The following is a 24929-nucleotide window of genomic DNA, read 5'->3' on the forward strand; positions in this document are numbered from 1 at the left end:
GGCCAACTACAAACCGGTTGCTCAGCGGCTCGACGGAAAGCTGAACATCGTCCCCTCGCGCACGCCGGCCGACGGCCAGCGCTGCGTGATCGTCTTGCGCTTCGTGTAGAAGCGCACCGCGTCCGGGCCGTATGCGTGCAGATCGCCGAACAGCGAGCGCTTCCAGCCGCCGAACGAGTGATACGCGACAGGCACAGGCAGCGGCACGTTGATGCCGACCATCCCGACCTGGATGTTGTCGCTGAAGAAGCGCGCGGCCTCGCCGTCGCGCGTGAAGAGGCACGTGCCGTTGCCGTACTCGTGCGCATCGACGAGCGCCATCGCCTCGGCGAGCGACGCGACGCGCACGACGCCGAGCACCGGCCCGAAGATCTCGTGCTGATAGATCGGCATGCCGGGCTTCACGTTGTCGAACAGGCATGGGCCGAGGTAGTAGCCGCCGTCATGGCCGTCCACCTTCACGCCGCGCCCGTCGACCACCAGCGTCGCGCCCGCCGCGACGCCCGCCTCGACGAAGCCCGTCACCTTCTCGAAATGCTGCCGCGTGACGAGCGGCCCCATGTCGACGCCCGGCTCGACGCCCGGGCCGACCTTCATCTTCGCGATCTCGGCCTGGATGCCCGCCACCACCGCGTCGCCCGTCTCGTCGCCGATCGCGACGACGAGCGGAATCGCCATGCAGCGCTCGCCGCACGAGCCGTACGCGGCGCCCATCAGCGCGTTCACCGCGTTGCCGATGTCGGCGTCCGGCATCACGATCGCGAAGTTCTTCGCGCCGCCCAATGCCTGCACGCGCTTGCCGTGCGCGCAGCCCGTCGTGTAGATGTATTCGGCGATCGGCGTCGAGCCGACGAAGCTCACCGCCTTCACGCGCGGATCGGCGAGGATCGTGTCGACCGCCTCCTTGTCGCCGTTCACGACGTTCAGCACGCCGGGCGGCAGGCCCGCTTCGAGCGCGAGCTCGGCCATGCGCAGCGTCGACGACGGCGTGCGCTCCGACGGCTTGAGCACGAACGTGTTGCCGCACGCGACCGCCATCGGCCACATCCACAGCGGCACCATCACCGGGAAGTTGAACGGCGTCACGCCCGCGACGACGCCAAGCGCCTGGAACTCGCTCCACGAGTCGATCGCCGGGCCGACATTCTTGCTGTGCTCGCCCTTGAGCAGCTCGGGCGCGTAGCTCGCGTACTCGACGTTCTCGATCCCGCGCTGCAGTTCGCCCATCGCGTCGGCGAGCACCTTGCCGTGCTCGGCCGTGACCAGCGCGCACAGCTCGTCGGCGTGCGCCTCGAGCAGCATCTTGAAGCGGCTCATCACGCGCGCGCGCTTGAGCGGCGGCGTGTTGCGCCACGCCGGATACGCGGCCTGCGCGGCCGCGATCGCCGCCTCGACGGTCAGCCTGTCGGCAAGGCGCACGCTCTTCGTCGATGCGCCCGTCGCCGGGTCGAACACCGGCTGCACGCGCTCGCCGCCGTCGACGCGCTTGCCGTCGATCAGGTGGCCGAGGGTGGAAGTGACGTTGCTGTCGTGTTTCATCGCGGTGTTTCCTGAATTCGTGTGTTGCGTGGATGCGGCAAATGCGTGCGGCGGATGCGCGGCGCGGCGGCCGCGCATCGTCAGGCGGTGGCGAGCAGCGCGTCGTTCAGCGCGCCGATCAGGCTGTCGATCTCGTGCTTCTCGGCGATGAAGGGCGGCGCGAGCTGGATCGTGTCGCCGCCGTAGCGCACGTAGAAACCGTTCTCCCAGCAATGCATCGCGATCTCGTAAGGGCGCCGCGCGGGCTCGCCCGGCGCGTGCTCGATCGTCAGGCCCGCGGCGAGCCCGCAGTTGCGGACGTCGGCGACGTGGCGCACGCCCTTCAGGCCGTGCACGGCCGCCTCGAAATGCGGCGCGAGCGCGCGCACGCGGCCGAGCGCGTCTTCCGCGACGAGCAGATCGAGCGCCGCGACGCCCGCCGCGCAGGCGACGGGATGCGCGGAATACGTGTAGCCGTGCGGGAACTCGAGCATGTAGTCGGGGCCGCCCGCCGCCATGAACGCGTCGTAGATCTCCCGGTTCGCGATCACCGCGCCGAGCGGCTGCGCGCCGTTCGTCACCTGCTTCGCGACGTTCATGATGTCCGGCACGACGCCGAACGCGTCGGCGCCCGTCATCGCGCCCGTGCGGCCGAAGCCCGTGATGACTTCGTCGAAGATCAGCAGGATGTCGTGCGCGGTGCAGATCTCGCGCAGCCGCTGCAGATAGCCCTTCGGCGGCACGACGACGCCCGCCGAGCCGGAGAACGGCTCGACGATCACCGCCGCGATGTTCGACGCGTCGTGCAGCGCGATCAGATCGAGCAGGCGGTCGGCGAGCTCGGCGCCATGCTCGGGCAGCCCGCGCGAGAATCGGTTTGCCGGCAGTTGCGTGTGCGGCAGGAAATCGGCGTCGATGCCCTGGCCGAACAGCTTGCGGTTCGGCCCGATCCCGCCGACCGAGATGCCGCCGAAGTTCACGCCGTGGTAGCCCTTCTCGCGGCCGATCAGGCGCGTCTTCGTGCCCTTGCCCGTCGCGCGCCAGTACGCCCGCGCCATCTTGAGCGACGTGTCGGCCGCCTCCGAGCCCGAGCCCGTGAAGAACACGTAGTCGAGGCCGGCGGGCGTCATCGCCTTGATCCGGTTCGCGAGCTCGAACGACTGCGGATGGCCGAACTGGAACGCGGGCGAATAGTCGAGCCGCGCGACCTGGCGCGCGACCGCGTCCGAGATCTCGGCGCGGCCGTGGCCGAGGCCGCAGCACCAGAGGCCGGACAGGCCGTCGAAGATCTTGCGGCCGTCGGCCGCCGTGTAATACGCGCCCTTGCCTTCTACGATGATTCGCGGGTCCCGCTTGAACTGGCGGTTCGCGGTGAACGGCATCCAGTGCGCGTCGAGCCATTCGGCGTCGGTGCGCACGGTCGTGTCGGGAGCGGTCGGTTCGGTCAGAGCGTTCATGTCGGTCGGCGTCGCGATGCGCGGATGAATGAAGATGTTGCGCATTGTCGAGTCGGCGAATAGTCTTTTGAATATCGCAATATCAATGTTTACTTGAGCATTCATGCAAGCAAGAAAACCGAAAAGCCGCGCGCTCCTCGGCCAGTTGACCGACATGGACCTGCGCCTGCTGCGCGTGTTCAGGAGCGTCGTCCAGTGCGGCGGGATGGCTGCGGCCGAGCTGGAGCTGAACATCGGGATCTCGACGATCAGCCGGCACGTGAAGGATCTCGAGACGCGCCTCGGCCTCGTGCTGTGCCGGCGCGGCCGCGCGGGCTTCACGCTGACGCCCGAGGGCCAGACCGTCTACGAGGAGACGCTGCGGCTGCTGGCGTCGGTCGAGGCGTTCAGGAGCCGCGTGGACGGGATTCACGACCGGATGGGCGGCGAGCTGCAGATCGCCGTGTTCGACAAGACCGCGACGAACCCGCGCGCGCGGCTCGGCGACGCGATCGGGCGCTTTCACGACGAGGCGCCGGACGTCGCGCTGAACCTGCACGTCGCGTCGATCAACGAGGTCGAGCGCGGGATCATCGACGGCAGTTATCAGGTCGGGATCATTCCCGCGCACCGCAGCTCGGGCAGCCTCGTCTACGCCGACCTGTTCGACGAGCGGATGCTGCTGTACTGCGGCGCGAACCACGCGCTGTTCGACGCGCCGCATGCGAAGCTCACGTGGCGCCAGGTGCGCGGCTACGCGTTCGCGGGGCTCGGCTACCACTCGCCGAACATGGAGCTGAGCCATCGCGCGAAGCTCACGCGCAGCGCGACGGCGTCGGATCAGGAATCGATCGCGACGCTGATCCTGTCGGGGCGGTATCTCGGCTTCCTGCCCGATCACTATGCGGAAAGCTTCGAGGCGAAGGGATTGATGCGCTCCGTCGCGCCGCAGCGCTTTCATTATTCGTGCCGCTTCGTGAGCCTGCTGCGGCGCTCGCCGCGGCCGTCGCGCGCGGCGCTGCTGTTTCAGGAATACCTCGAAATCGCGCATGCGGCAGGGCGCGCGAAAGCGTGAGGGCGCGCCCCGCGCCCGCGCCCGTCGATGCCGATACGGACGATACGCCACCCGGCCGCACCGCCCGTTCGGATTCCCGGCGCCGTCTTCGCCTGCCGGGCGAACCGGCGCGCCGCGTTGCCGAATACTGAAGACGGTCGGGCGGGCATCGTTCGATGCGCGCCGGCGACCGGCGCACGAACGCCCCTTTCCCGGGCGACGCCCGCCCGAACGGGCTGCGCGCGCCCGATCGTCTCGAATGCGATCGCGTGCGCCGCGCGGGAGATCCACTATTAACGACAGGACGAGCCGCCGAAAGGCCGCGCCCGCGGGCGCCCGGCACGGCGACGGGACGGGAGGCGCCGATGCTCTCGCGAATCCGCGCAAGAGCGTCGGCGCGCCCCGCCCGCCGGCGGCCGGCGCACCCCGCATCGCCCGGCCGGGAGGCGCTCATGGCAACCGAATGAATCCCAGAGTCACGGAAGGCAGCAGCGTCGGGCAAACGTACCCCTCGACGCCGACCACGGCCGAACCTCCAGCGACAAGCCCCACATCGGGCACGTCGCGCACGATACCGCCCGGGCTCAGCAAATTGCAGCGCACGCCACACAAGCTCGGCGGCTCGCCGGTTTTCCAGTGCCCGGTCCAGCCGAACCGCGTCGGGGGCGGCGTCGGCGTCGTCATTCCGGAAAACAGCTTCGGCCGGATTCCTCCCGGCGAAGCGGCCAACCTCTGCTATCCGAACATCAGCTCCTGCGTGACCGTCTCGGCGCTGACCAGAAACGGCAGCCTTCGCGGCGTCCATCTGACCACGCCCCAAGGCTTCGAGAAAAAGGACATGGAGACGACGCTCGACGCGATCGACGCAAGGAACTGCGAGAAGGTCGTGGTGGCGGGGCCGATCAATGAGGCCAAGGCGCGCACCAAAAACTCGGCGTTCGATACCCGGGCGAACATCACGGCCCGGATGCACGAGCTCGCGCCGAACGCGGAGGTCGGGTTCGTCGAAACCGAAGCGACCGTTCGTCCCCATGACATTTATGTCCGGCACGATCCGCAAACTGCCGACGGCAAGCTCGAGGTTCACGTCGCCCCGTCCAACGCGCCGCAGGAAGCGGGCGTGAAGGCCGGGAAGCCTCCGCAGGACGCATCGATACCGGGCAACGCGAACCGCGTCGCCGACGGCGACATCGTCCAGAGCAAGCCGGGCGGGCTACGCCGGCTGTTTTCCTTCTCGAAGAACAACGCGTGACCGGCCGGCCCGACGGGCGGCGATCTTGACCGGCCCGGCGCACCATGCGCGCGAGCCGTCCGCCGCCGCCCGCTCTGCGATAATCGCGGTTTCCCGCGTCCTTGCGCGCCGTCGAGGCGCCGCGCCCCGCCATGAATTCACCGTTGCCGCCCGCCCCCGCCGCGTTCCTGCCGCCGATCCCGTGCCTGCAGGACGACGATCGTCCCTGGCTGCCGATGGACGCGAGCCTGCCCGGGCTCGCGATCAAGTACCTGCACATCAACGTCGCTGCCGACGAGATGACCGTGCTGCTGAAGATGCCGGTCGGGCTCGCGCTGCCGCGGCACCGGCACGACGGCGCGGTGTTCGTCTACACGCTGCAGGGCGAGTGGCGCTACCGCGAATACGACTGGGTCGCGCGGCCGGGCAGCACGGTGCTGGAGCCGGCGGGCTCGCATCACACGCCGGAGGCGATCGCGTCGGACACGGGCGCGGTCGTCACGTTCAACGTGATGCGCGGCGATCTCGTACTGCTCGACGATGCCGGCAACGAAACGGCGCGCGAAAACTGCCGCGTCGCGCTGCTGCGCGAACGCCGGTTCGCGCGCGGCGCGCCGGACGCCGCGCCGCCGTTCGTGACGCGCTGAGCCGGCGAAGGGCGGGTCGGCCTCGGGCACGCATCGGCAATCGCATCGCACACATCAAGCGCGCGATCTGTGTCGCCTGCAAGCGCATTATGCCGGCGCCCGTTTCCCACGCGTCAATCGGACCAGATCAGCGACAGCCGCCTGCGGGAGATGTGCGCTTCGGACGGCGTGCCGAGCGCGCTGTTGACGTATCGCACGCCGTCGATGGTGCGCGCCTGATTCAGATGGCTGTGGCCGAACACGTGAATGGCCGATCCCAGGGCGCGGATCTGCCGGTCGATCCGCCACGATCCCATGACGGGCGCAAGCGCCTTGACCCACGCCGGCGCCATCGACGGCATCAGGTCGGCGCGCGGCAGAAAGTGCGAACACGAGATCACGATATCGTTTCGGATACCCAAATAGGGGCGATTGCACTCCTCCAGATATCGCGCGACGTCCGCGGGCGTCATGTCCCGCGGCCACACGCAGCGGCGATAGTCGCCCCACACTTGCAGCAGGCCGTCGGAAGGCGCGCCGAAGCTGTAGTCGTACCACGCGAGGAGCGGCACGACGCAGACGCCGCGCGCATGGAACGGCTCGACGCGCACGCCCGTGCGTTGCGCGAGCTCGCGCAACGCGTGCCACTTGTCGATCGACGTCGCGGCCGTGTCGCGCGGCCCGAGCCATAAGTCGTGATTGCCCGGCACGAAGACGACCGCCTCGAACCGCGCGGAGAACGCGTCGAAGACGCGTGCGATATGAGCGAGATCGGTGGCGACATCACCCGCCAGAATGAGGACATCGCGCGTGTGCTCGTATCGCGGCAGCGCGTCCAGCCATCTGGCGTTTTCCGGATACTCGACGTGCAGATCCGATATGGAGAACACACGCATGTTCGGCCGGCCGCCTATCGCGCACGGCGCCCGACGGCGCGGCCGGATGCGTTCATGCCGCCGTTTCGCGGAACTTGCCGTAGTGCATGAGCCGCTCGTGACGGCGAGCGACAAGCTGCTTCGAGTCGAGCGATTCGACGTTGCGCAGGCTTTCCTGCAGGACGCGCTTGAGCATCAGCGCCATTTGCTGCGGGTCGCGATGCGCGCCGCCGACCGGCTCGTTCGCGATCTTGTCGATCAACCCCAGCGCCTTGAGGCGGTGCGCGGTCAGGCCCAGCGCGTTGGCCGCCTGCTCCGCGTAGCCTGGGTTCTTCCAGAGAATCGACGAGCAGCTTTCGGGCGAGATGACGGAGTAAGTCGCGAACTGGAGCATGATCGACACGTCGCCGACGCCGATCGCGAGCGCGCCGCCCGAGCCGCCCTCGCCGATCACCGTCGTGATGACCGGCGTCTGAAGGCTCGACATTTCCATCAGGTTGCGGCCGATTGCCTCGGACTGGTTGTGCTCTTCGGCGTCGATCCCGGGCCACGCGCCCGGCGTGTCGATGAACGTGAAGATCGGCAGCCCGAATTTCTCGGCGAGCCTGAAAAGCCGCAGCGCCTTTCGGTATCCCTCGGGCCGCGGATAGCCGAAATTGCGCATCGCGCGCTCCTTCGTGTTGCGCCCCTTCTGGTGGCCCACCACGACGCACGGCCGGTCGTTGAAGCGTGCGAGCCCGCCGACGATCGACTGATCGTCCGCATAGCAGCGATCGCCATGCAGCTCGTGAAAATCCGTGAATATGAAATTGACGTAATCGAGCGTATAAGGCCGCGCCGGATGCCGCGCCACCTGGACGATTTGCCACGGCGTGAGCCGCTCGTACAGTTCCTTCGTCAGCTTCTCGCTGCGCGCGGACAACCGGTTGATTTCCTCGGAAAGATCGATCGCCGATTCGTCCTCGGAACAACGTAGCGCGTCGATCTTCGCATCCAGCTCGCCGATCGCCTTTTCGAAGTCGAGATACGTTACGTTCGTCATGTAGTTCTCCGGCTGCAAATGCGGACTCTCAGGTATTCGACGAGGATTATCGTCGGACCGCCCAATTTTTTCGGCCGTTTTCGATGTTCGTTCGGAATGCGCGCATTCGCCGCGGAGGATGTCATCGATGATCGATGGCCGCGAATGCACCGCCATGCACGGCCGCGATACTAACACACCGCCCTGGCTTCATTGTGCCGCGCACGTCCGCTAACGCGCCGCCGCCACTGCCCCGACGCCGCCCGCCCGATGCGACGCCGGCGCAAGGCCGACGCAGGCCGCCCGCCGCCCCCGGCGCACGCGGGGCGCGTGGGGCGATCAGCTTGCCGTCGAACGCCGGGCCTTCGAGCTCGAGAAATTCCTCGCAAAACGGCAGCATGGCGAAAGGCTGCGCGGCGACGAGCGACGACGCTCGCTCGAGCCCCTGTCGAAAGTGCGCGTCGAACGTCGTGCGCGGTCCGGGGCGCCGCGTCGGCTGCGTGCGTCGAGGCTCGTATCCGGCTCACTCCGGATACGAATCGTGGACCTTGAGCTTCGCGAGCTTGAAGATCGTGCGGAGCGTGCGCGGATGAATGTCGCGGCGCGTGGCGAGCGACGACAGGATGAAGTCGAGCACCTTCGCATGCCTGAGCAGCACGAGGCAATTTTCGAGATCGGCGGCGTGGGTCGCGTTCATGCGTTCGGCGAGCTGCAGCATCTCGACGGCCAGCTCGCGCGCCATGTCGAGTTCGATCTGCTGCTTTTCGCTCCATGCGGCGGGCTGCGGCTGCTCGAGCAGCTTCGCCAGGAAAGCCTGGAATTGCGCGTCGGACTGGTTCGGGAGCGTGTCCATGTGTTGCTCCGTGCGGCAATTGAGCGAGCGAACCCGATGGGCGCGCCCGACAAGTTTCACTGTATCCGCGCCGATCGTCCGGCGCGGTCCTCGTCCCCGATGTCACGCAGAAACCGTGCCAGCGCATCGCGATGCCGCGCGGAACCTTCCGCCAACGGCCGTTCGGCCGCGTCCCCGCGTTGCCGGAACGCAACGCGGCGGCATCGCCGGCCGCGCGTGCGGGTGCGCGCATCCGTTCCGCGCGCGAATTCGTCGTCGAAATGATTCATCGACGTTACGTAACACGCGCGTTGGCCGTCGGGACATGGGGATATGTATCGCCACTGAAACATCGCGCTCGTTGCGGCCTGTCCGCGGCGCAAATCCGCGGCGGGAATCCGTGCACGAAGACGGCACGACGGCCGATGCGCCGAACCGCGCAATGCCTGCCGGCAACCGGCGCGCATTCTTTGCGGCAAGTGGCGCGCACCACGCTTTGCCCAACGAAATCGATCGAATCGCGGGCCGATCAAATTCGGCGGCCACATAAAGATGATCCTTTGGGGTCCTAGTGAAATCACCTTTTACACATTCTTACAGTAGCGCCCCGGCGATTTCACTAGCCTGAATCGACTCGCAGCGCCTTGGCCGCACTCGCCTGCGCGGGCCGCTCGAGTCTTCCATGCAATTCAAGTCCGTGGCGCGCGAGCGCGCCACGGTCACGGGGTTGATCCCGGGCCGTCAACCACGGCCCGTTCACGCAGTGCGTCGCTTCGACGAATGCCCGGACGCGGCGCGCTGCAGGCAGCCAACAGACCAAGAAAACCCGTATCTGCGCGCCGACGCACGCACGCAAGGAGGCCGGCTTGCCGTCATCGACGGCACGCCGGCTCCGAGCAGCCCGTGCGCGCGCGTCCTTTTTTGTCTCATCGTTCGCACTTTTGCCATGCAGGAGGGCAACATGTCCGACCAGCCACGGGAGAATCGCCCGACCGAAGCGCGCGCCTCCTCACTCGTCACGCACGACGAACCGGTGACGCGCAGCCGCCGCACGCTGCGTCCGTTCTGGACGCTCGCGCCGCGCGCCGCCGGCTACGGCGTCGTGTTCTTCGTCATCTGGATGGTGCTGACCATCATGTTTCCGAACGTCTTCACGCGCTCGTCCGAACGCGCGGTCGTCAACAACGAAGTGACGCTCGTCACGTCGCCGGTCGAAGGCGTCGTGACCGAGCAGCACGTCGCGGCGGGCAAGCCGTTCGACGCGAACCAGCCGCTGATGACCGTGCAGAACCCGAACATCGATCGCGCGCTGCTGATCGACCTGACGGGCAAGAAGCTCGACAACCAGCAGCGCGAGGACGCGGCGCGCGCCGAGCTCGCGGGCGACGAGAGCCAGCTCGCGTCGACCCAGCACGACCTGCTGCGCTATCAGTCCGTCGCGCAGAAGGAGCACGCGGCGAACATCCGCGCGCTCGAAGCGCGGCTCGCCGTCGCGCGGGCGCAGGTGGACCAGCAGGAAGACGTCGTCAACCGCAATCAGGCGATGCAGTGGGCGGGCGCCGTCAGCGAGGCGTACACGAGCGCGTCGCGCTACCAACTGTCGATCCTGTCGAACGCGAAAGCGGCCGCGGCCGCCGAGCTCGAGCACGCGATCGCGAACGGCGATGCGTCGCGCAGCAAGGTCTACGCATCCGCGACCGACGGGCCGGCCGCATCGCTGTCGCAGCGCGGCCGGCTGCTCGGCGCGGACATCGTGCAGCGCAGGGCGGAGATCACGCAGTTCGACGCGTACGCCCAGTCGGTCGACAAGCTGATCGCCGCCGAGCAGCAACGGCTCGACAGGCTGAGCCACATCGAGATCCGCTCGGGCGAGCCGGGCGTCGTCGAGGACGTGCTCGCGCCGCCCGGCTCGCGCGTCGCCGCGGGCGCGACGCTGATCCGCGCGAGCAACTGCGCGCGATCGCGCGTCGTCGCCGTGTTTCCGCGCAGCCTGAGCGACGACCTGCTGCCCGGCACGCATCTGAACGTGCGGATGGACGGCGTGCCGTCGGTGCTGCCCGCGTCGATCGCCGAGGTGCTGCCGCGCGCGTCCGAAGGCGAGCAGGCGCGCTACTTCGTGCCCTTCCCGCCGATCGAGAAGAACGAGATCTACGTGATCGCGAAGCTCGACGAACCGCTGTCGTCGCTGCCGCGCCGCGCGAGCGCCGATCCGGGCGAGCGCTGCGCGATGGGCCGCTGGGCGAGAGTGAGCCTCGATCGGGGCTGGCTCGCGAGCAACGTGTCCGGTCTCGCGCACATCGATCCGAACTGGGCCGCCGGCTGGCATTCGGCGGCCGAGCGCGGCAGGCAATGGCTCGGCAAGGCCGGCGTGCAAGGCCGGCGCTGGCTGGGCGCACTGGCCACGAACGGCAAACGCTGGCTGGACGAACTGGCGAGCGTCGGCCGGCGCTGGCTCGACGATCTGAGCGCGGCGGCCTGAGCGCCCGCGCGACAACCATGCCGACGAGACTTCACGTCATGCACCGCCTGCGCCGGGCGGCATCGCTCGCGATCGGGTCGATGGCCTCGCTGATCTTCGTGACGCACTGCGCCGCCGGCGAGCAGAGCCCGCCGCCGCGCGAGGCGTTGCTCGCGGCCGGATGCAGGACGCTCGCCGAGCGCGTCGACGCGGTGCCCGGCTCGGGGCCGGTCCTGCTCGGCAGCTACGAGCAGGCGCCCGGCGGCGCGGCGCTCGCGGGCGCGCTGACGCAGGCCGCATTCGTCTACGACAACGCGCTCGCGAGCGTCGCGCTCGTCGCCTGTCACCGCACCGACGATGCGCGCCGCATCGCCGACGCGATCCTGCAGGCGAGCAGGCAGGACCGCCACTACCACGACGCGCGCGTGCGCAACGCGTACCGCGCCGGCGCGCTGCCGCCGGGGCCGGCGCCGCTGCCCGGCTGGTGGGACGCGCCGAGCAGGCGATGGTTCGAGGATGCGTATCAGGCGGGCACCGCGACCGGCAACGTCGCATGGGCCGCGCTGTCGCTGCTCGCCGTGCACGAAGCGACGCACGACAGGCGCTACCTCGACGGCGCCGCCGCGCTGATGAGCTGGGTCGATCCGGGCCGGCTCGACGCGACGGCGCCGGCGGGCTACGTCGGCGGCGAGTTCGGGCACGAGCCGCAGCCGATCCGCCAGGGCTGGAAATCCACCGAGCACAACGTCGATGCGTACGCCGTCTTCCATTGGCTCGCGGCGCGCACGGGCGACGCCCGCTGGCGCGCGGCCGCCGAGCGCGCGCGCAGCTTCGTGTCGGCGATGTGGGACGCGGGCGACGGCCGCTTCCTGATCGGCACGCGCGACGACGGGCACAGCCCGAATGTCGGGCCGTCCGCGCTCGACGCGTCGCTGTGGCCGCTGCTCGCGATGCCCGACGCGCCGGCCGACTGGCGCCGCTCGCTCGCGTGGGTCGAGCGCGCGCATCGCGTCGACGGCGGCTACGGCTTCAACGCGCATCCGGACGGCGTCTGGACCGAAGGCACCGCACAAGCCGCGCTCACGCTGCAGGCGGCCGGCCGGGCGGACGATGCGCAGCCGCTGTGGGCGCTGCTGATGTCGCAGCGCGCGCCGTCCGGCTTGCTGTATGCGACGCCCGAGCCGCGCATCCGCACCGGCCTGCCGATCGGGCCGACGTCCAGGACCGACGATTTCTACTACTTCCATCTTCCGCACCTGGGCGCGACCGCGTGGGCCGTGCTCGCGGCGGCGGGCTGGAATCCGTTTCGCCCCGGCGGCTGCCTCGCCGCCGGCTGCCCGGGCGACGCCGCCCATACCTCCGGGGAGTGACGATGTTCGACTTCTTTCTCGCCAACCGGTCGCTCATCGACATCAACGGCGGCGTGCTGCTCGTCGTGCTGCTGCTCACGCGCGTCGGCAGGCGCGAACGCGCGGCCGACCGGATCGTGTTCGGCGGCGTGACCGCCGTGCTGCTGCTCGTCTATCTGGCGTGGCGCGCGACGCAGACGCTGCCCGAGCCGCGCATGGATTTTCCGAGCGCATGGGCGCACGTGTTCTTCGGCTTCGAATGCATGGCGCTCGCGTACACGCTGATCTCCGTTGCCGTGCTCACCCGCACGACCGACCGCACGCCGCAGGCCGACACCGGCGAAGCCGCGCTGCGGCGCGCGGCCGCGGCGCCGCGCGTCGACATCTTCATCGCGACGTACAACGAGGGGCTCGACATCCTGGAGAAGACCATCGTCGCCGCGCTCGCGATCGACTACCCGGATTTTCGCGTGTGGGTGCTCGACGACACGCGCCGCGACTGGCTCAGGGCGTTCTGCGAACAGGTGGGCGCGCACTATGCGACGCGCGCGGACAACGCGCATGCGAAGGCCGGCAATCTCAACAACGGCCTGCGCCGCAGCGCGCGAAGCGAAGGCGGCGGCGCGCCATACATCATGGTGCTCGACGCCGATTTCGCGCCGCACCGGAAGATCCTGCTGCGCACGGTCGGGCTCTTCGCCGATCCGGCGGTCGGCGTCGTGCAGACCCCGCAGTTCTACTACAACGCCGATCCCGTGCAGTACAACCTGCGCTCGACCGAATGCTGGGTCGACGAGCAGCGCGCGTTCTTCGACGTGATGCAGCCCGCGAAGGACGCGTGGGGCACGGCGTTCTGCATCGGCACGTCGTTCGTCGTGCGGCGCGATCTCGTCGAGCGCATCGGCGGCTTTCCGACGGGCACGGTCACTGAGGACATCCACCTGACCTATCGGCTGATGCGGCACGGCTACGTGACGCGCTGGCTCAACGAGCGGCTGTCGGTCGGCCTGTCGGCCGAGGGGCTGCCGGAGTACATCAGCCAGCGCAGCCGCTGGGCGCTCGGCACGATCCAGGTCGCGCTGACGCCGGACGGGCCGCTGCGCGGCCGCGGCTACACGTTCGCGCAGCGGCTGCACTACGTGCACGGCATGCTGCACTGGCTGAGCCGCCCGTTCACGCTGATGCTGCTGCTCGGGCCGCTGCTGTACTGGTACTTCGACATCCCCACGCTGTACGGTGAGCCGCTGCAGTTTCTCGCCTACGGCCTGCCCGCGCTGACCGGCTACTGGGGCTACAGCATGTGGATCACCGGGCGGCGCGCGCTGCCCGTGTTCACCGAGGTCACGCAGATCGTCTGCGCGCTCGCCGTCAGCCTGTCGCTCGCGAGCGCGATCGTGCGGCCGTTCGGCCGTCCGTTCAAGGTGACGAACAAGGGGCTCGACCGCTCGAAGCTGATCGTCCACGGCCGGTTCGCCGCGTTCTACGCGAGCCTGCTCGCGCTGTCCGCGCTCGGGCTCGGGCGCGCGCTGCTGAGCGACCCCGACGCGCCGGGGCTCGCGTTCAACGCGGCGTGGACCGCGATCTCGCTCGCGCTCTATCTCGCGTCGCTGCTCGTATGCATCGAGCTGCCGCGGCCGCGCAAGGAGGAGCGCTTCCCGTATCGCGCGCAGGCGCGGCTGCGCGTCGGCGATCGCGAGTACGCGGTCGCGACACGCGATCTGTCGTGCAACGGCGCCGCCGTGACGACGCCGCAGGCCGCGTCGCTGCCGCTGCATGCGCCAGGCGCGCTGTGGCTCGCGCCGACCGGCTGGATTCCATGCCGCATCGTCCGCCGCGACGGCGCGCTGCTCGGCGTCGCGCTGCACGCGGACACCGCGGCGCGGCACGGCCTGATCCGGCTGCTGTTCGGCGATCCGCCTCACAACATCGCGACTCGCGGCCAGCCCCGGCTCGCGATCTCGCGCCTGATGCAGCGTGCGCTGTCGGGTTAGCGCCGCGTTCGCCGCCTGCCAACCGTCCTGACGCGAGGAGCCCTCGACCATGCCTAGTTCCCCGTTTCTTCCATCCCCGAAGCGCGCGCTGCCGATCGCGCTCGCGCTCGGCATCGCCGGCTGCTCGATGGAGCCCGCCTATCACCGGCCCGATGCGCCGATTCCGTCCGCGTATCCGAACGGTCCCGCCTATTCGACATCGGACGCGCAGCGCACGGCCCCGAGCGAGCCGGTGGCGCCCGACCTCGGCTGGCGGAATTTCCTCGCCGATGCGCAATTGCAGCAGCTCGTCGCGCTCGCGCTCGCGAACAACCGCGACCTGCGCGTCGCGACGCTCGACATCGACGAAGCGCGCGCGCTGTACCGGATCCAGCGCGCCGCGCAGTTTCCGGCGATCGACGCGGGCATCGGGTTCACGAGCCAGCGCATGAGCCCCGCGCTGCGCGCGCCGGGTCAATCCGCGACGATCAACAGCTACAACGCGAACATCGGCCTCACCAATTTCGAGCTCGACCTGTTCGGCCGCGTGCGCAGCCTGAGCCACGCCGCGCAGGAGCAATACCTGGCCACCGAGGAGGCGCGGCGCAGCGTGCACATCAGCCTCGTCGCCGAAGTCGCGAACACCTACCTGACGCTGCTCGCCGACCGTGCGCTGCTCGCGCTCGCGCAGGACACGCTCAAGAGCCAGCAGGACGCCGCCGACATGATCCATCGCGGCAAGCAGGCGGGCGCGATGGCGCAACTCGACGAGCATCGCGCGGACACGCAGGTGCAGACCGCGCGCGTGGCCGTCGAGCAATACACGCGGCAGGTCGCGCAGGACGAGAACGCGCTCGCCGTGCTGATCGGCGGGCCGCTGCCGGACGGCGTGTCGCGCGCGGCGCCGCTCGACGGCCGGACGCTGCTCGCGGAGTTTCCGGCGGGCCTGCCGTCGACGCTGCTCGAGCGCCGCCCCGACATCATGGCCGCCGAGCACCGGCTCATCGCCGCGAACGCGAACATCGGCGCGGCGCGCGCGGCGTTCTTCCCGAGGATCACGCTCACGGGCGCGCTCGGGGTGGCGAGCGCGAGCCTCGCGGGGCTGTTCTCCGGCGGCATCGCGTGGCTGTTCGTGCCGCAGCTCACGCTGCCGATCTTCAACGCGGGCAGCAATCGGGCGAATCTCGATCTCGCGACGGTGCGCCGCGACATCAATGTCGCCGGCTACGAGCGCACGATCCAGGGCGCGTTCCGCGAAGTCGCCGACAACCTGGCCGCGCGCGCGACCTACGAGCGGGAGGCGAAGGCGCAGGAGGCGATGATCCACGACCTGACCGAAACGAAGCGGCTTGCCGAAATGCGCTTTCGCAACGGCGTCGACGACTACTTCGGCGTGTTCGACACGCAGCGCCAGTTGTTCGCCGCGCAGCAACTGCTCGTCACCTACGAGCTTGCCGGGCTGACGAGCCGCGTGACGCTGTACAAGGCGCTCGGCGGCGGCTGGGTCGAATCGACGGGCGCGGCGGCCGCGCAGCAGCGGACGGTCCGGCCGCAGGCGATGCAAGCGCCGGGCGCGCCGCCGCAGGCGATGCAACCCACACCGGTCGCTCAACCGGAGCTGACTCAGCAGCAGACGGCCCAGCCGCCGATTTTTCAGCCCTAGACAATGGATGACGTATCGATTGCAACGCGTGCCACCATAGACCGCGATAAACCGCTCTAGACCCGCTCCAGACCGCTTCGACACGGCCCCGCGGCCCGCGGCGCTTTCAAGGCCGCCGCCCACAGTCGGCGCGCCGCGAACGGGCGACGGCCCGATCGCTACGCACGCCCCGCCCGCTTCGTGCTCCCGACCCACGCGCCCACCCCTTACAAAATCCTAAAGATTCGCCCGCGCGTGCCGACAACCACGCCATCAGAGAGCGGTGACGCGTGCGTTCCGCCAACGTACCCGTCACGCACTCCGGAGTCATTCATGCACGTGCCTTTCCTGCGGCGCGCGAGCGTCGGCGCACGCCTCGCGGCGCTGTCGAGCGCGCTCTTCGCCCTCCTGTTCGCCGCGTTCGTCTGGGCGCTGACCCACGCCGCCGCCGGCCAGATCGCCGATCAGGTCCATGCGCGGATCGACGAGAAGGATCGCTCGATCGCCGCGATGATCGCGCTCTTCGACGAAGCGCTGACCGCCGAGGCGAGCCGCGCGATGACGCTCTTCGCGAGCTTCCTGCCCGCCGGCTACGCGCTCGATCCCGCGCGCACGATCGACGTCGCGGGCGTCGCGGCGCCCGCGCTCACGGCGGGCGGCCAGACGCTGAACCTCGATTTCTCGATTCCCGACCAGTTCCTGCAGAAGAGCGGCGCGATCGCGACGATCTTCGCGCGCCGCGGCGACGACTTCGTCCGCGTGACGACGTCGCTGAAGAAGCAGGACGGCAGCCGCGCGGTCGGCACGCTGCTCGACCGCAAGGGCCCCGCGTATGCGCCGCTCGTCGCCGGCCGGACCTACACAGGTCTCGCGACGCTGTTCGGCAAACGTTACATCACCCAATACAAGCCGATCGCCGACGCGAGCGGCGCGATCGTCGGCGCGCTGTTCGTCGGCATCGACGTCGGCGCGGAAATGCGGCTCGTCGAGACCGGCATCCGCCAGTTGAAGATCGGCGAGCACGGCTACTACTTCGTGCTCGACGCGTCGGACGGCCCCGCGCGCGGCACCCTGCTCGTCCATCCGGAGCGCGCGGGCCAGCGCGCCGACGACGCGGCCGCGCCGTACGCGCGGATGCTCGCGGCGAAGAACGGCCAACTCGCGTACACGTCGACCGACACCGCCGCCGGCGACGGCGGCCCGCGCGCGAAGTTCGTGTCGTTCGTGACGGTTCCGCAGTGGCAATGGCTCGTCGGCGGCATCGCGATCGACGACGAAGTGATGGCCGACACACGCGCGACCCGCAACCGCTTCGCGGCGATCGGCTGCGCGTTCGTGCTCGCGTTCGCGGCGCTGTTCGTCGCGGTCGTCAAGCGCGTCGTCAGCCGGCCGCTCGACGCGGCGGCGCACGCGTCCGAGCGCTTCGCCGCGGGCGACCTCAGCGTGCGGATCGCCGCGCCTGGCGCGCACGATGCGCACGATGACGAGGCGCGGCCGCATGCGGGCGGCCGAGGCGACGAGATCGGCCGGCTCGTGCGCGCGGTGGACGGCATCGGCGACGGCCTCGCGCGCATCGTCGCGCAGGTGCGGCGCGGCGCGGCCGACATCGCGCACGGCACCGTGACGATCGCGGCCGGCAGCAGCGACATGGCCGCGCGGATCGCGACGCAGGCGAGCAGCGTCGAGCAGACCGCGGCGAGCATGGAGCAGATCACCGCGGCCGTTCAGCAGAACGCCGATCACGCGGCGCAGGCGAACGAACTCGCCACCGGCGCGTCGAGCGCCGCGACGACGGGCGGCGCGGCCGTGCAGCGCGTCGTCGCGACGATGGGCGACATCCAGGGCGTCGCGCGCAGGATCGCCGAGATCACCGGCGTGATCGAGGGCATCGCGTTCCAGACCAACATCCTCGCGCTGAACGCGGCTGTCGAGGCGGCGCGCGCGGGCGAGCACGGCAAGGGCTTCGCGGTCGTCGCGTCCGAGGTGCGCGCGCTCGCGCAGCGCAGCGCGTCGGCGGCGAAGGAGATCGACGCGCTCGTCGGCGAATCGGCGACGACGGTCGAGCACGGCTTCCGGATCGCCGAGGACGCGCGCGCGGCGATGCAGGACATCGTCGCGCGCGTCGACCAGGTGCGCGCGATCATCGCCGAGATCAGCGCGGCGTCGCGCGAGCAGTCGAGCGGGATCGAACAGGTGAATCTCGCCGTCACGCAGATCGGCGCGGCGACGCAGCAGAACGCGACGCTGATCGCCGACGCCGAGCGCGCGGCCGCCGAGCTGCGCGACGAAGCCGCGCAGCTCGCGCACGCGGTCAGCGTGTTCAAGCTCGCGGCGGATGAGGGCGCGCTCGGCGCGCGTTGAACCAATACGCGCGTGCGCAGCGGCGCGGCAGCCTGCTCACGGCCGCTGCGCGCCGCCCGCCGCGCTTCAAGGCGGGACGTTGACCGTGCCGAACCGGTCGCGCGCCTCGTACCCGATGCGCGGATCGGCCGGATCGCGGTACGAATAGCCGGTCACGGTGCTGAACGCGCCGGGATGCGTCGCCACGCACGTGAAGCATCGCGCGATCGCGAGATCGACGCCGCACGGCAGCGGCAGCGGATTGCCGGCCGCGAGCGAGTACGTGCCGCCCGGCACGCGCAGGTTTCAGGTGTTTCAGATGTTTCATGGGTCATCCCCGTCGTTCGTCAGTCATCACATCGCCCCATATCGTCAGACGATATGGGCGACTTTGACAACGGGGTGACAGCGAGGCGACAGCGGCGAACGTCGTGCGCCTACCCTTTCTTCGCGGCCGCCGCCACCAGATCGATCGCCGAGCTCGAGCCGACCTGCGCGCGCAACTGGAATTTCTGGATCTTCCCGGTGGACGTCTTCGGCAGCTCGCCGAACCGCACCGTCTTCGGGATCTTGTACGCGGCGAGCAGCAGCCGGCAGTGCGCGATGATCTCCTCCTCGGTCGCGGTCATCCCTTCGCGCAGCTCGACGAACGCGCACGGCACCTCGCCCCACTTCGGGTCCGGCAGCGCGACGACCGCCGCGACCGCGACGGCCGGATGCCGGTACAGCGCGTCCTCGACCTCGATGCTCGAAATGTTCTCGCCGCCCGAGATGATGATGTCCTTGCGGCGATCCTTGATCCGGATGTAGCCGTCGGGCGTCAGCACGCCGAGGTCGCCCGTGTGGAACCAGCCGCCCGCGAACGCCTCGTCGGTCGCGTGCGGGTTCTTCAGGTAGCCCTTCATGCAGATGTTGCCGCGGAACATGATCTCGCCGAGCGTCTCGCCATCCGCCGGCACGGGCGCCATCGTGTCCGGATCGAGCACGGTCGCGCCCGCCTGCAGGTGGTAGCGCACGCCCTGCCGCGCGTTCAGTTGCGCGAGCTCGTCGTCGGGCAGCGACGCCCAATGCGCCTGCTTCGCGCAGACGGTGGCCGGGCCGTACACCTCGGTGAGCCCGTAGACGTGCGTTAGGTCGAAGCCGATCTCCTTCATCTTCGCGATCACGGCCGGCGCGGGCGCCGCGCCGGCGACGAATGCGTGCACCTCGTGCGCGATCCCCGCGCGCCATTCGGCCGGCGCGTTCGCGATCGCGCTCTGCACGATCGGCGCGCCGCTGTAGTGCGTGACGCGCTCGCGCCGGATCAGATCGAGCACGAGCTTCGCGTCGAACTTGCGCAGGCACACGTTCACGCCCGCGCGCGCCGCGACCGCCCACGGGAAGCACCAGCCGTTGCAGTGGAACATCGGCAGCGTCCACAGGTAGACCGCGTGCTTCGGCATGTCCCATTCGAGGATGTTGCTGATCGCGGCGAGGTACGCGCCGCGATGATGGTAGACGACGCCCTTCGGATCGCCCGTCGTCCCCGACGTGTAGTTCAGCGCGATCGCCTCCCATTCGTCGGACGGCGGCGTCCACGTGCAAGCGGGATCGCCGCCCGCGAGGAACGCCTCGTAGTCGATCGCGGCGGGAAAGCGCGCGGGATCGGCGGGCATCGCGTCGGCGACGCTGACGATCGTGAGCCCCGGCACTTCGAGCGCCGCGCGGTGCGCGAACTCCGCGTACTCGGTATCGACGATCAGCACCTTCGCCTCGCCGTGACGCAGCATGAACAGCATCGAAGCGATGTCGAGCCGCGTGTTCAGCGCGTTGAGGACGGCGCCCGCCATCGGCACGCCGAAGTGCGCCTCGATCATCTGCGGGATGTTCGGCAGCAGCGCGGCGACCGTGTCGCCGCGGCCAACGCCCGCGCGCTCGAGCGCGCTCGCGAGCCGCCGCGCGCGCGCGTAGGTTTCGCTCCACGTGCGGCGGATGTCGCCGTGCACGACGGCGAGGCGCTCGCCGTACACCTCGGCCGCGCGCGCGATGAAATCGATCGGCGTGAGCGGCACGTAATTGGCCTCGCGCTTGCCGAGCCCCTCCTCGAACTTCTGCGTCATGATGTCGTCTCCTGCAAGGCGTGCGCCTCGGCATCGTTGGTTTGTGATCCAATTGGACAAGCCTACTCGCGGCCATTGTGAGCCGTCTGTCACTCAGGCGACAGACTCGGCGGCGGCGACCGCGCGTATTCCCTATCCTCGCAAACCCTGTGTGATGCCAGACGACATCCAAGCTCCGCACCGTTCGCCGCCGCTCGCCGGCGAGACCGCCGAAGCTGCCGAAGCTGCCGAAGCGCCCGCCGAAGTGTCCGCGCAAGCGCCGGCCGCGGCAGCCGACGCCGGCGAGCTTCGCGCGCTCTTCTCCCACTGCGGCTGGTTCAGCGCGCTCGCGCCCGAGCATCAGGCGCTCGTCGTCGCGCAGTCGCACGCCGAATACCGCGACGCGGGCGATTGGGTCGCGCGCCGGCAGGCGCCCACCGAATACTGGATCGGCGTGCATCGCGGGCTCGTGAAGCTCGCGATCTACAACGTGTCCGGGCGCGGCTGCACGTTCTCCGGCGTGCCGTCGGGCGGCTGGTTCGGCGAAGGCAGCGTGATCAAGCGCGAGCTGCGCAAGTACGACGTGATCGCGATCCAGCGCTCGCTCGTGCTGTTCGTGCCGACCGCGACATTCCACGCGCTCCTCGACAGCAGCCTGCCGTTCACGGGCTTCGTGATCCGCCAGTTGAACAACCGGATGGGGGAATTCATCGCGTCGATCCAGAACAGCCGGCTGCTCGACGTCAACGCGCGCGTCGCGCAGTCGCTCGCGCAGCTCTTCAATCCGGCGCTGTACCCGGACACCGGCGCGACGCTCGCGATCTCGCAGGAGGAGCTCGGCATGCTCGTCGGCGTGTCGCGGCAGCGGATCAATCAGGCGCTCCAGCACCTCGAGCGGCTCGGCGCGCTGCGCGTCGCGTACAACCAGATCGAGGTGCTCGACCTGCCGAGGCTCGCGGCGTTCGGGATGGAGCAGATCTGACAGACAGGATGGCGGCCGCCCGTTCGCGGCGTTTCCCCGTCCACCAGGCTCTCCGTCCTGGCGCTCAGCTCAAGCTCCTGCCCAAGCTCTCCGTCCGGGCTTTCCGTCGCCCGCTCGTCGCGACGCGCTACCCGTCGCACTCGCCCCGCCCGATTCCCCAGATTCTTCCGATTCGTCCGACGAACCCTTCCTGACAATTCCGCCATCTTCGCGTCAGCAACCCGTCCGGGGCGTTTTTCTATCATGCGATCCCGACTACCGACGCAACGCCCGCCCGTCCAGGCACCCGCCCTCCATGTGGATCGTCAATCTCGCGCTCAGGCGCCCGTACACGTTCATCGTGATGGCCATCATGATCCTGCTGGCCACGCCGCTCGCGCTGATGCGCACGCCGACCGACGTGCTGCCGTCGATCGACATCCCGGTCGTCAGCGTGATCTGGAATTACAACGGCCTGTCCGCGCAGGAGATGGCCGACCGGATCACGTCGGTCCACGAGCGCACGCTGACGACGACCGTCAGCAACATCCAGCACATCGAATCGCAGACGCTCCCCGGCATCGCGATCATCAAGATCTTCCTGCAGCCCGGCGCGAGCACGCAGACGGCGATCGCGCAAACGGTGTCTTCCGCGCAGGCGATCGTGCGGCAGATGCCGCAGGGCGCGACGCCGCCCCTCATCATCAGCTACTCGGCGTCGAGCATTCCGGTGATCCAGCTCGGGCTGTCGAGCCGGTCGATGAGCGAGCAGCAGCTCGCCGACGTCGCGATGAACTTCCTGCGCCCGCAACTGATCACGATTCCCGGCGCGCAGGTGCCGTACCCGTATGGCGGCCGCACGCGCGTGATCTCCGTCGATCTCGACATGCAGGCGCTGCTCGCGAAGGGGATGACGCCCGCCGACGTCGTGGCTGCGGTCAACGCGCAGAACCTCGTGCTGCCCACCGGCACCGCGAAGATCGGCCAGACCGAATACCGGATCGGCACGAACGCGTCGCCCGGCACGATCGCCGAGCTGAACCGGCTGCCCGTGCGGACGACGGGCGGCGCGACGATCTATCTGTCCGATGTCGCGCACGTGCGCGACGGCTTCACGCCGCAGACGAACGTCGTGCGCAAGGACGGCGAGCGCGGCGTGCTGGTGTCGGTGCTCAAGAGCGGCGACGCGTCGACGCTCGCCGTCGTCAACACGCTGAAATCGCTGCTGCCGTCGATCGAGAACACGCTGCCCGAGGACCTGAAGATCACGCCGCTGTTCGATCAATCCGTGTTCGTCGACGCGGCGATCCAGGGCGTGATCCACGAGGCGCTGATCGCCGCCGCGCTGACCGCGCTGATGATCCTGCTGTTCCTCGGCAACTGGCGCAGCACGCTGATCATCGCGATCTCGATTCCCCTCTCCATTTTCACGTCGCTGCTCGCGCTCGCCGCGCTCGGCGAGACGATCAACATCATGACGCTCGGCGGCCTCGCGCTCGCGGTCGGGATTCTCGTCGACGACGCGACGGTGACGATCGAGAACGTCGAGCGCCATCTGCATCTCGGCTCGGACCTGCGCACCGCGATCCTCGAAGGCGCGGGCGAGATCGCGGTGCCCGCGCTCGTGTCGACGCTCTGCATCTGCATCGTGTTCGTGCCGATGTTCTTCCTCACGGGCGTCGCGCGCTATCTGTTCGTGCCGCTCGCGCAGGCCGTCGTGTTCGCGATGCTCGCGTCGTACGTGCTGTCGCGCACGCTCGTGCCGACGCTCGCGATGCTGCTGTTCGCCAGGCACCGGCCGGACGCCGACGCCGCCGCGCACGCGGCGCGGCGCTCGCGCTTCGCGCGCCTGCATCACGCGTTCGACCACGCGTTCGAGCGGCTGCGCGCGAGCTACATCGTGCTGCTGAGCGTGCTGCTCGTGCGCCGGCGCTTCTACGCGTCGCTGTTCCTCGGTTTCTGCGTGCTGTCGATGGGCCTCGTGTTCGCGCTCGGCCGCGACTTCTTTCCGAGCGTCGACGCGGGCGACATCCGGCTGCACCTGCGCGCGCCGACCGGCTACCGGATCGAGGAAACCGCGCGGCTCGCCGACGAGGTCGAGCAGACGATCCGCGAAGTCGTGCCGGCCGCCGAGCTCGGCACGATCGTCGACAACCTCGGGCTGCCCGTGAGCGGCATCAATCTGTCGTACAGCAACGCGGGCACGATCGGCACGCTCGACGGCGAGATCCTGATCGCGCTCAAGCCAGGGCACGCGAGCGCGCGGCGCTACGTCGAGCAGTTGCGCGGCCTGTTGCCCGCGCGCTTTCCGGGCGTCGAGTTCTTCTTTCAGCCGTCGGACATCGTCACGCAGATCCTGAACTTCGGGCAGCCCGCCGCGATCGACGTGCAGGTGCAAGGCGCCGATCTCGCGTCGAACATGGCGATCGCGAGCCAGTTGATGAAGCGCGTGCGCACGATTTCCGGCGCCGTCGACGCGCACGTCCTGCAGCGCAACGACGAGCCGCTCCTCACGGCCGACATGGACCGCACGCGGATGCAGCAGCTCGATCTGTCCGCGCAGAACGTCGCGCAGAATCTGCTGATCTCGCTTGCCGGCACGTCGCAAACGACGCCGTCGTTCTGGGTGAATCCGAAGACGGGCGTTCAGTATCCGCTGACGATCCAGACGCCGCAGTATCAGGTCGGCTCGGTCGGCGATCTGCTCGCGACGCCCGTGTCCGCGGCGGGCGGCGGCGCGCTCGCGCCGTACCAGTTGCTCGGCAATCTCGTCGACATCGCGCCGGGCGTGTCGCCCGCCGTCGTCACGCACTACAACATCCGGCCCGTCGTCGATCTGCTCGTGAGCGTCGAGGGCCGCGACCTCGGCGCGGTCGCGACCGACATCGGCCGCGTGATCGACGACGCCCGCGCGACACTGCCGCGCGGCACGACGATCACGATGCGCGGCCAGGTCGAGACGATGCGCACGTCGTACCTCGGGCTCGGCGCGGGCGTCGCGATGGCGATCGTGCTCGTCTATCTGCTGATCGTCGTGAACTTCCAGTCGTGGCTCGATCCGCTCATCATCGTGAGCGCGATGCCCGCCGCGCTCGCCGGCATCGCATGGATGCTGTTCGTCACCGGCACGCACCTGTCCGTGCCGGCGCTCACGGGCGCGATCATGACGGTCGGCGTCGCGACCGCGAACAGCATTCTCGTCGTCGCGTTCGCGCGGCAGCGGCTCGACGCCGGCGTGCCGCCGCTCGCGGCCGCGCTCGAGGCGGGCGCGACGCGCATCCGCCCGGTGCTGATGACCGCGCTCGCGATGATCATCGGCATGATCCCGATGGCGCTCGGCCTGGGCGAGGGCGCCGAGCAGAACGCGCCGCTCGGCCGCGCGGTGATCGGCGGCCTCTCGTTCGCGACGGTCTCGACGCTGCTGTTCGTGCCGCTCGTGTTCGCGGGCGTCCACCAGCGGCTCGCGAAGCGTCGCGCGCGCCGCGCCGCCGCCGGCGACGATCCGTCCCGCTCCGTTGACCCGAATTGATGACCGGTT

At 69.5% G+C, this 24929-nt stretch carries 18 protein-coding genes; 10 read left to right on the forward strand and 8 right to left on the reverse strand.

Going from position 1 to position 24929, the window contains the following annotated elements; all coding sequences use genetic code 11:
* Positions 1–21: 21 nt before the first annotated feature.
* The gene (locus tag WT16_RS19620; protein WP_063534904.1) at positions 22–1539 is read right to left on the reverse strand and encodes a CoA-acylating methylmalonate-semialdehyde dehydrogenase; all 1518 of its coding nucleotides are present in this window, start codon (positions 1537–1539) and stop codon (positions 22–24) included.
* 80 nt (positions 1540–1619) lie between these two features.
* A complete protein-coding gene (locus WT16_RS19625; RefSeq protein ID WP_063534013.1) occupies positions 1620–3020 on the reverse strand; it encodes an aspartate aminotransferase family protein in 1401 nt (466 codons plus the stop codon).
* A gap of 58 nt (positions 3021–3078) precedes the next feature.
* On the opposite strand from WT16_RS19625, the gene WT16_RS19630 reads away from it, so the two are divergent.
* From WT16_RS19630 to WT16_RS19640, 3 genes are all read left to right on the forward strand, one after another.
* Positions 3079–4029 (forward strand): LysR family transcriptional regulator, encoded by a 951-nt coding sequence (locus tag WT16_RS19630; protein WP_063534014.1) that lies wholly within the window; start codon positions 3079–3081, stop codon positions 4027–4029.
* 442 nt (positions 4030–4471) lie between these two features.
* A complete protein-coding gene (locus tag WT16_RS33840; protein WP_063534015.1) occupies positions 4472–5260 on the forward strand; it encodes a hypothetical protein in 789 nt (262 codons plus the stop codon).
* A gap of 131 nt (positions 5261–5391) precedes the next feature.
* The gene (locus tag WT16_RS19640) at positions 5392–5886 is read left to right on the forward strand and encodes a 2,4'-dihydroxyacetophenone dioxygenase family protein (RefSeq protein ID WP_006027587.1); all 495 of its coding nucleotides are present in this window, start codon (positions 5392–5394) and stop codon (positions 5884–5886) included.
* Between the two features lie 113 nt (positions 5887–5999).
* Here WT16_RS19640 and WT16_RS19645 read toward each other — a convergent pair whose 3' ends face one another.
* From WT16_RS19645 to WT16_RS19660, 4 genes are all read right to left on the reverse strand, one after another.
* Positions 6000–6761, reverse strand: a complete 762-nt coding sequence (locus WT16_RS19645; protein WP_063534016.1) for a metallophosphoesterase — start codon at positions 6759–6761, stop codon at positions 6000–6002.
* 52 nt (positions 6762–6813) lie between these two features.
* A complete protein-coding gene (locus WT16_RS19650) occupies positions 6814–7782 on the reverse strand; it encodes an acetyl-CoA carboxylase carboxyltransferase subunit alpha (protein WP_009914660.1) in 969 nt (322 codons plus the stop codon).
* Between the two features lie 502 nt (positions 7783–8284).
* Entirely contained in the window at positions 8285–8614 is a 330-nt protein-coding gene (locus WT16_RS19655) for a hypothetical protein (RefSeq protein WP_015602526.1), read from the reverse strand.
* A gap of 56 nt (positions 8615–8670) precedes the next feature.
* Entirely contained in the window at positions 8671–8883 is a 213-nt protein-coding gene (locus WT16_RS19660) for a hypothetical protein (protein WP_041862068.1), read from the reverse strand.
* 656 nt (positions 8884–9539) lie between these two features.
* Between WT16_RS19660 and WT16_RS19665 the strand changes: the two genes are divergently transcribed.
* From WT16_RS19665 to WT16_RS19685, 5 genes are all read left to right on the forward strand, one after another.
* On the forward strand, positions 9540–11072 hold the full coding sequence (locus WT16_RS19665) for a hypothetical protein (RefSeq protein WP_063534017.1): 1533 nt from the start codon (positions 9540–9542) through the stop codon (positions 11070–11072).
* A 17-nt stretch (positions 11073–11089) separates the two neighbouring features.
* Positions 11090–12421, forward strand: a complete 1332-nt coding sequence (locus WT16_RS19670) for a hypothetical protein (RefSeq protein WP_063534018.1) — start codon at positions 11090–11092, stop codon at positions 12419–12421.
* Between the two features lie 2 nt (positions 12422–12423).
* Positions 12424–14391: a glycosyltransferase gene (locus WT16_RS19675; protein ID WP_015604073.1), complete on the forward strand. Its 1968-nt coding sequence runs from the start codon at positions 12424–12426 to the stop codon at positions 14389–14391.
* 49 nt (positions 14392–14440) lie between these two features.
* Positions 14441–16033 carry an efflux transporter outer membrane subunit gene (locus WT16_RS19680; RefSeq protein WP_063534019.1) on the forward strand — a complete coding sequence of 531 codons (1593 nt, stop codon included), beginning with the start codon at positions 14441–14443 and terminating at the stop codon, positions 16031–16033.
* 312 nt (positions 16034–16345) lie between these two features.
* Positions 16346–18373: a methyl-accepting chemotaxis protein gene (locus WT16_RS19685; RefSeq protein WP_063534020.1), complete on the forward strand. Its 2028-nt coding sequence runs from the start codon at positions 16346–16348 to the stop codon at positions 18371–18373.
* 66 nt (positions 18374–18439) lie between these two features.
* Here WT16_RS19685 and WT16_RS19690 read toward each other — a convergent pair whose 3' ends face one another.
* Complete coding sequence (locus WT16_RS19690) at positions 18440–18649, reverse strand: hypothetical protein (protein ID WP_063534021.1); 210 nt, start codon at positions 18647–18649, stop codon at positions 18440–18442.
* 140 nt (positions 18650–18789) lie between these two features.
* Complete coding sequence (locus WT16_RS19695) at positions 18790–20451, reverse strand: acyl-CoA synthetase (RefSeq protein ID WP_063534022.1); 1662 nt, start codon at positions 20449–20451, stop codon at positions 18790–18792.
* Positions 20452–20605: 154 nt separating this feature from the next.
* Here WT16_RS19695 and WT16_RS19700 point away from each other — a divergent pair, with 154 nt between their 5' ends.
* Together WT16_RS19700 and WT16_RS19705 are read left to right on the forward strand one after the other, a co-directional pair.
* The gene (locus WT16_RS19700) at positions 20606–21412 is read left to right on the forward strand and encodes a Crp/Fnr family transcriptional regulator (protein ID WP_231892084.1); all 807 of its coding nucleotides are present in this window, start codon (positions 20606–20608) and stop codon (positions 21410–21412) included.
* Positions 21413–21707: 295 nt separating this feature from the next.
* Entirely contained in the window at positions 21708–24920 is a 3213-nt protein-coding gene (locus WT16_RS19705; protein ID WP_063534024.1) for an efflux RND transporter permease subunit, read from the forward strand.
* The last annotated feature ends 9 nt before the right edge of the window (positions 24921–24929 follow it).

It is taken from the genome of Burkholderia sp. MSMB1589WGS (assembly GCF_001636105.1).
Lineage (GTDB): Bacteria > Pseudomonadota > Gammaproteobacteria > Burkholderiales > Burkholderiaceae > Burkholderia > Burkholderia humptydooensis.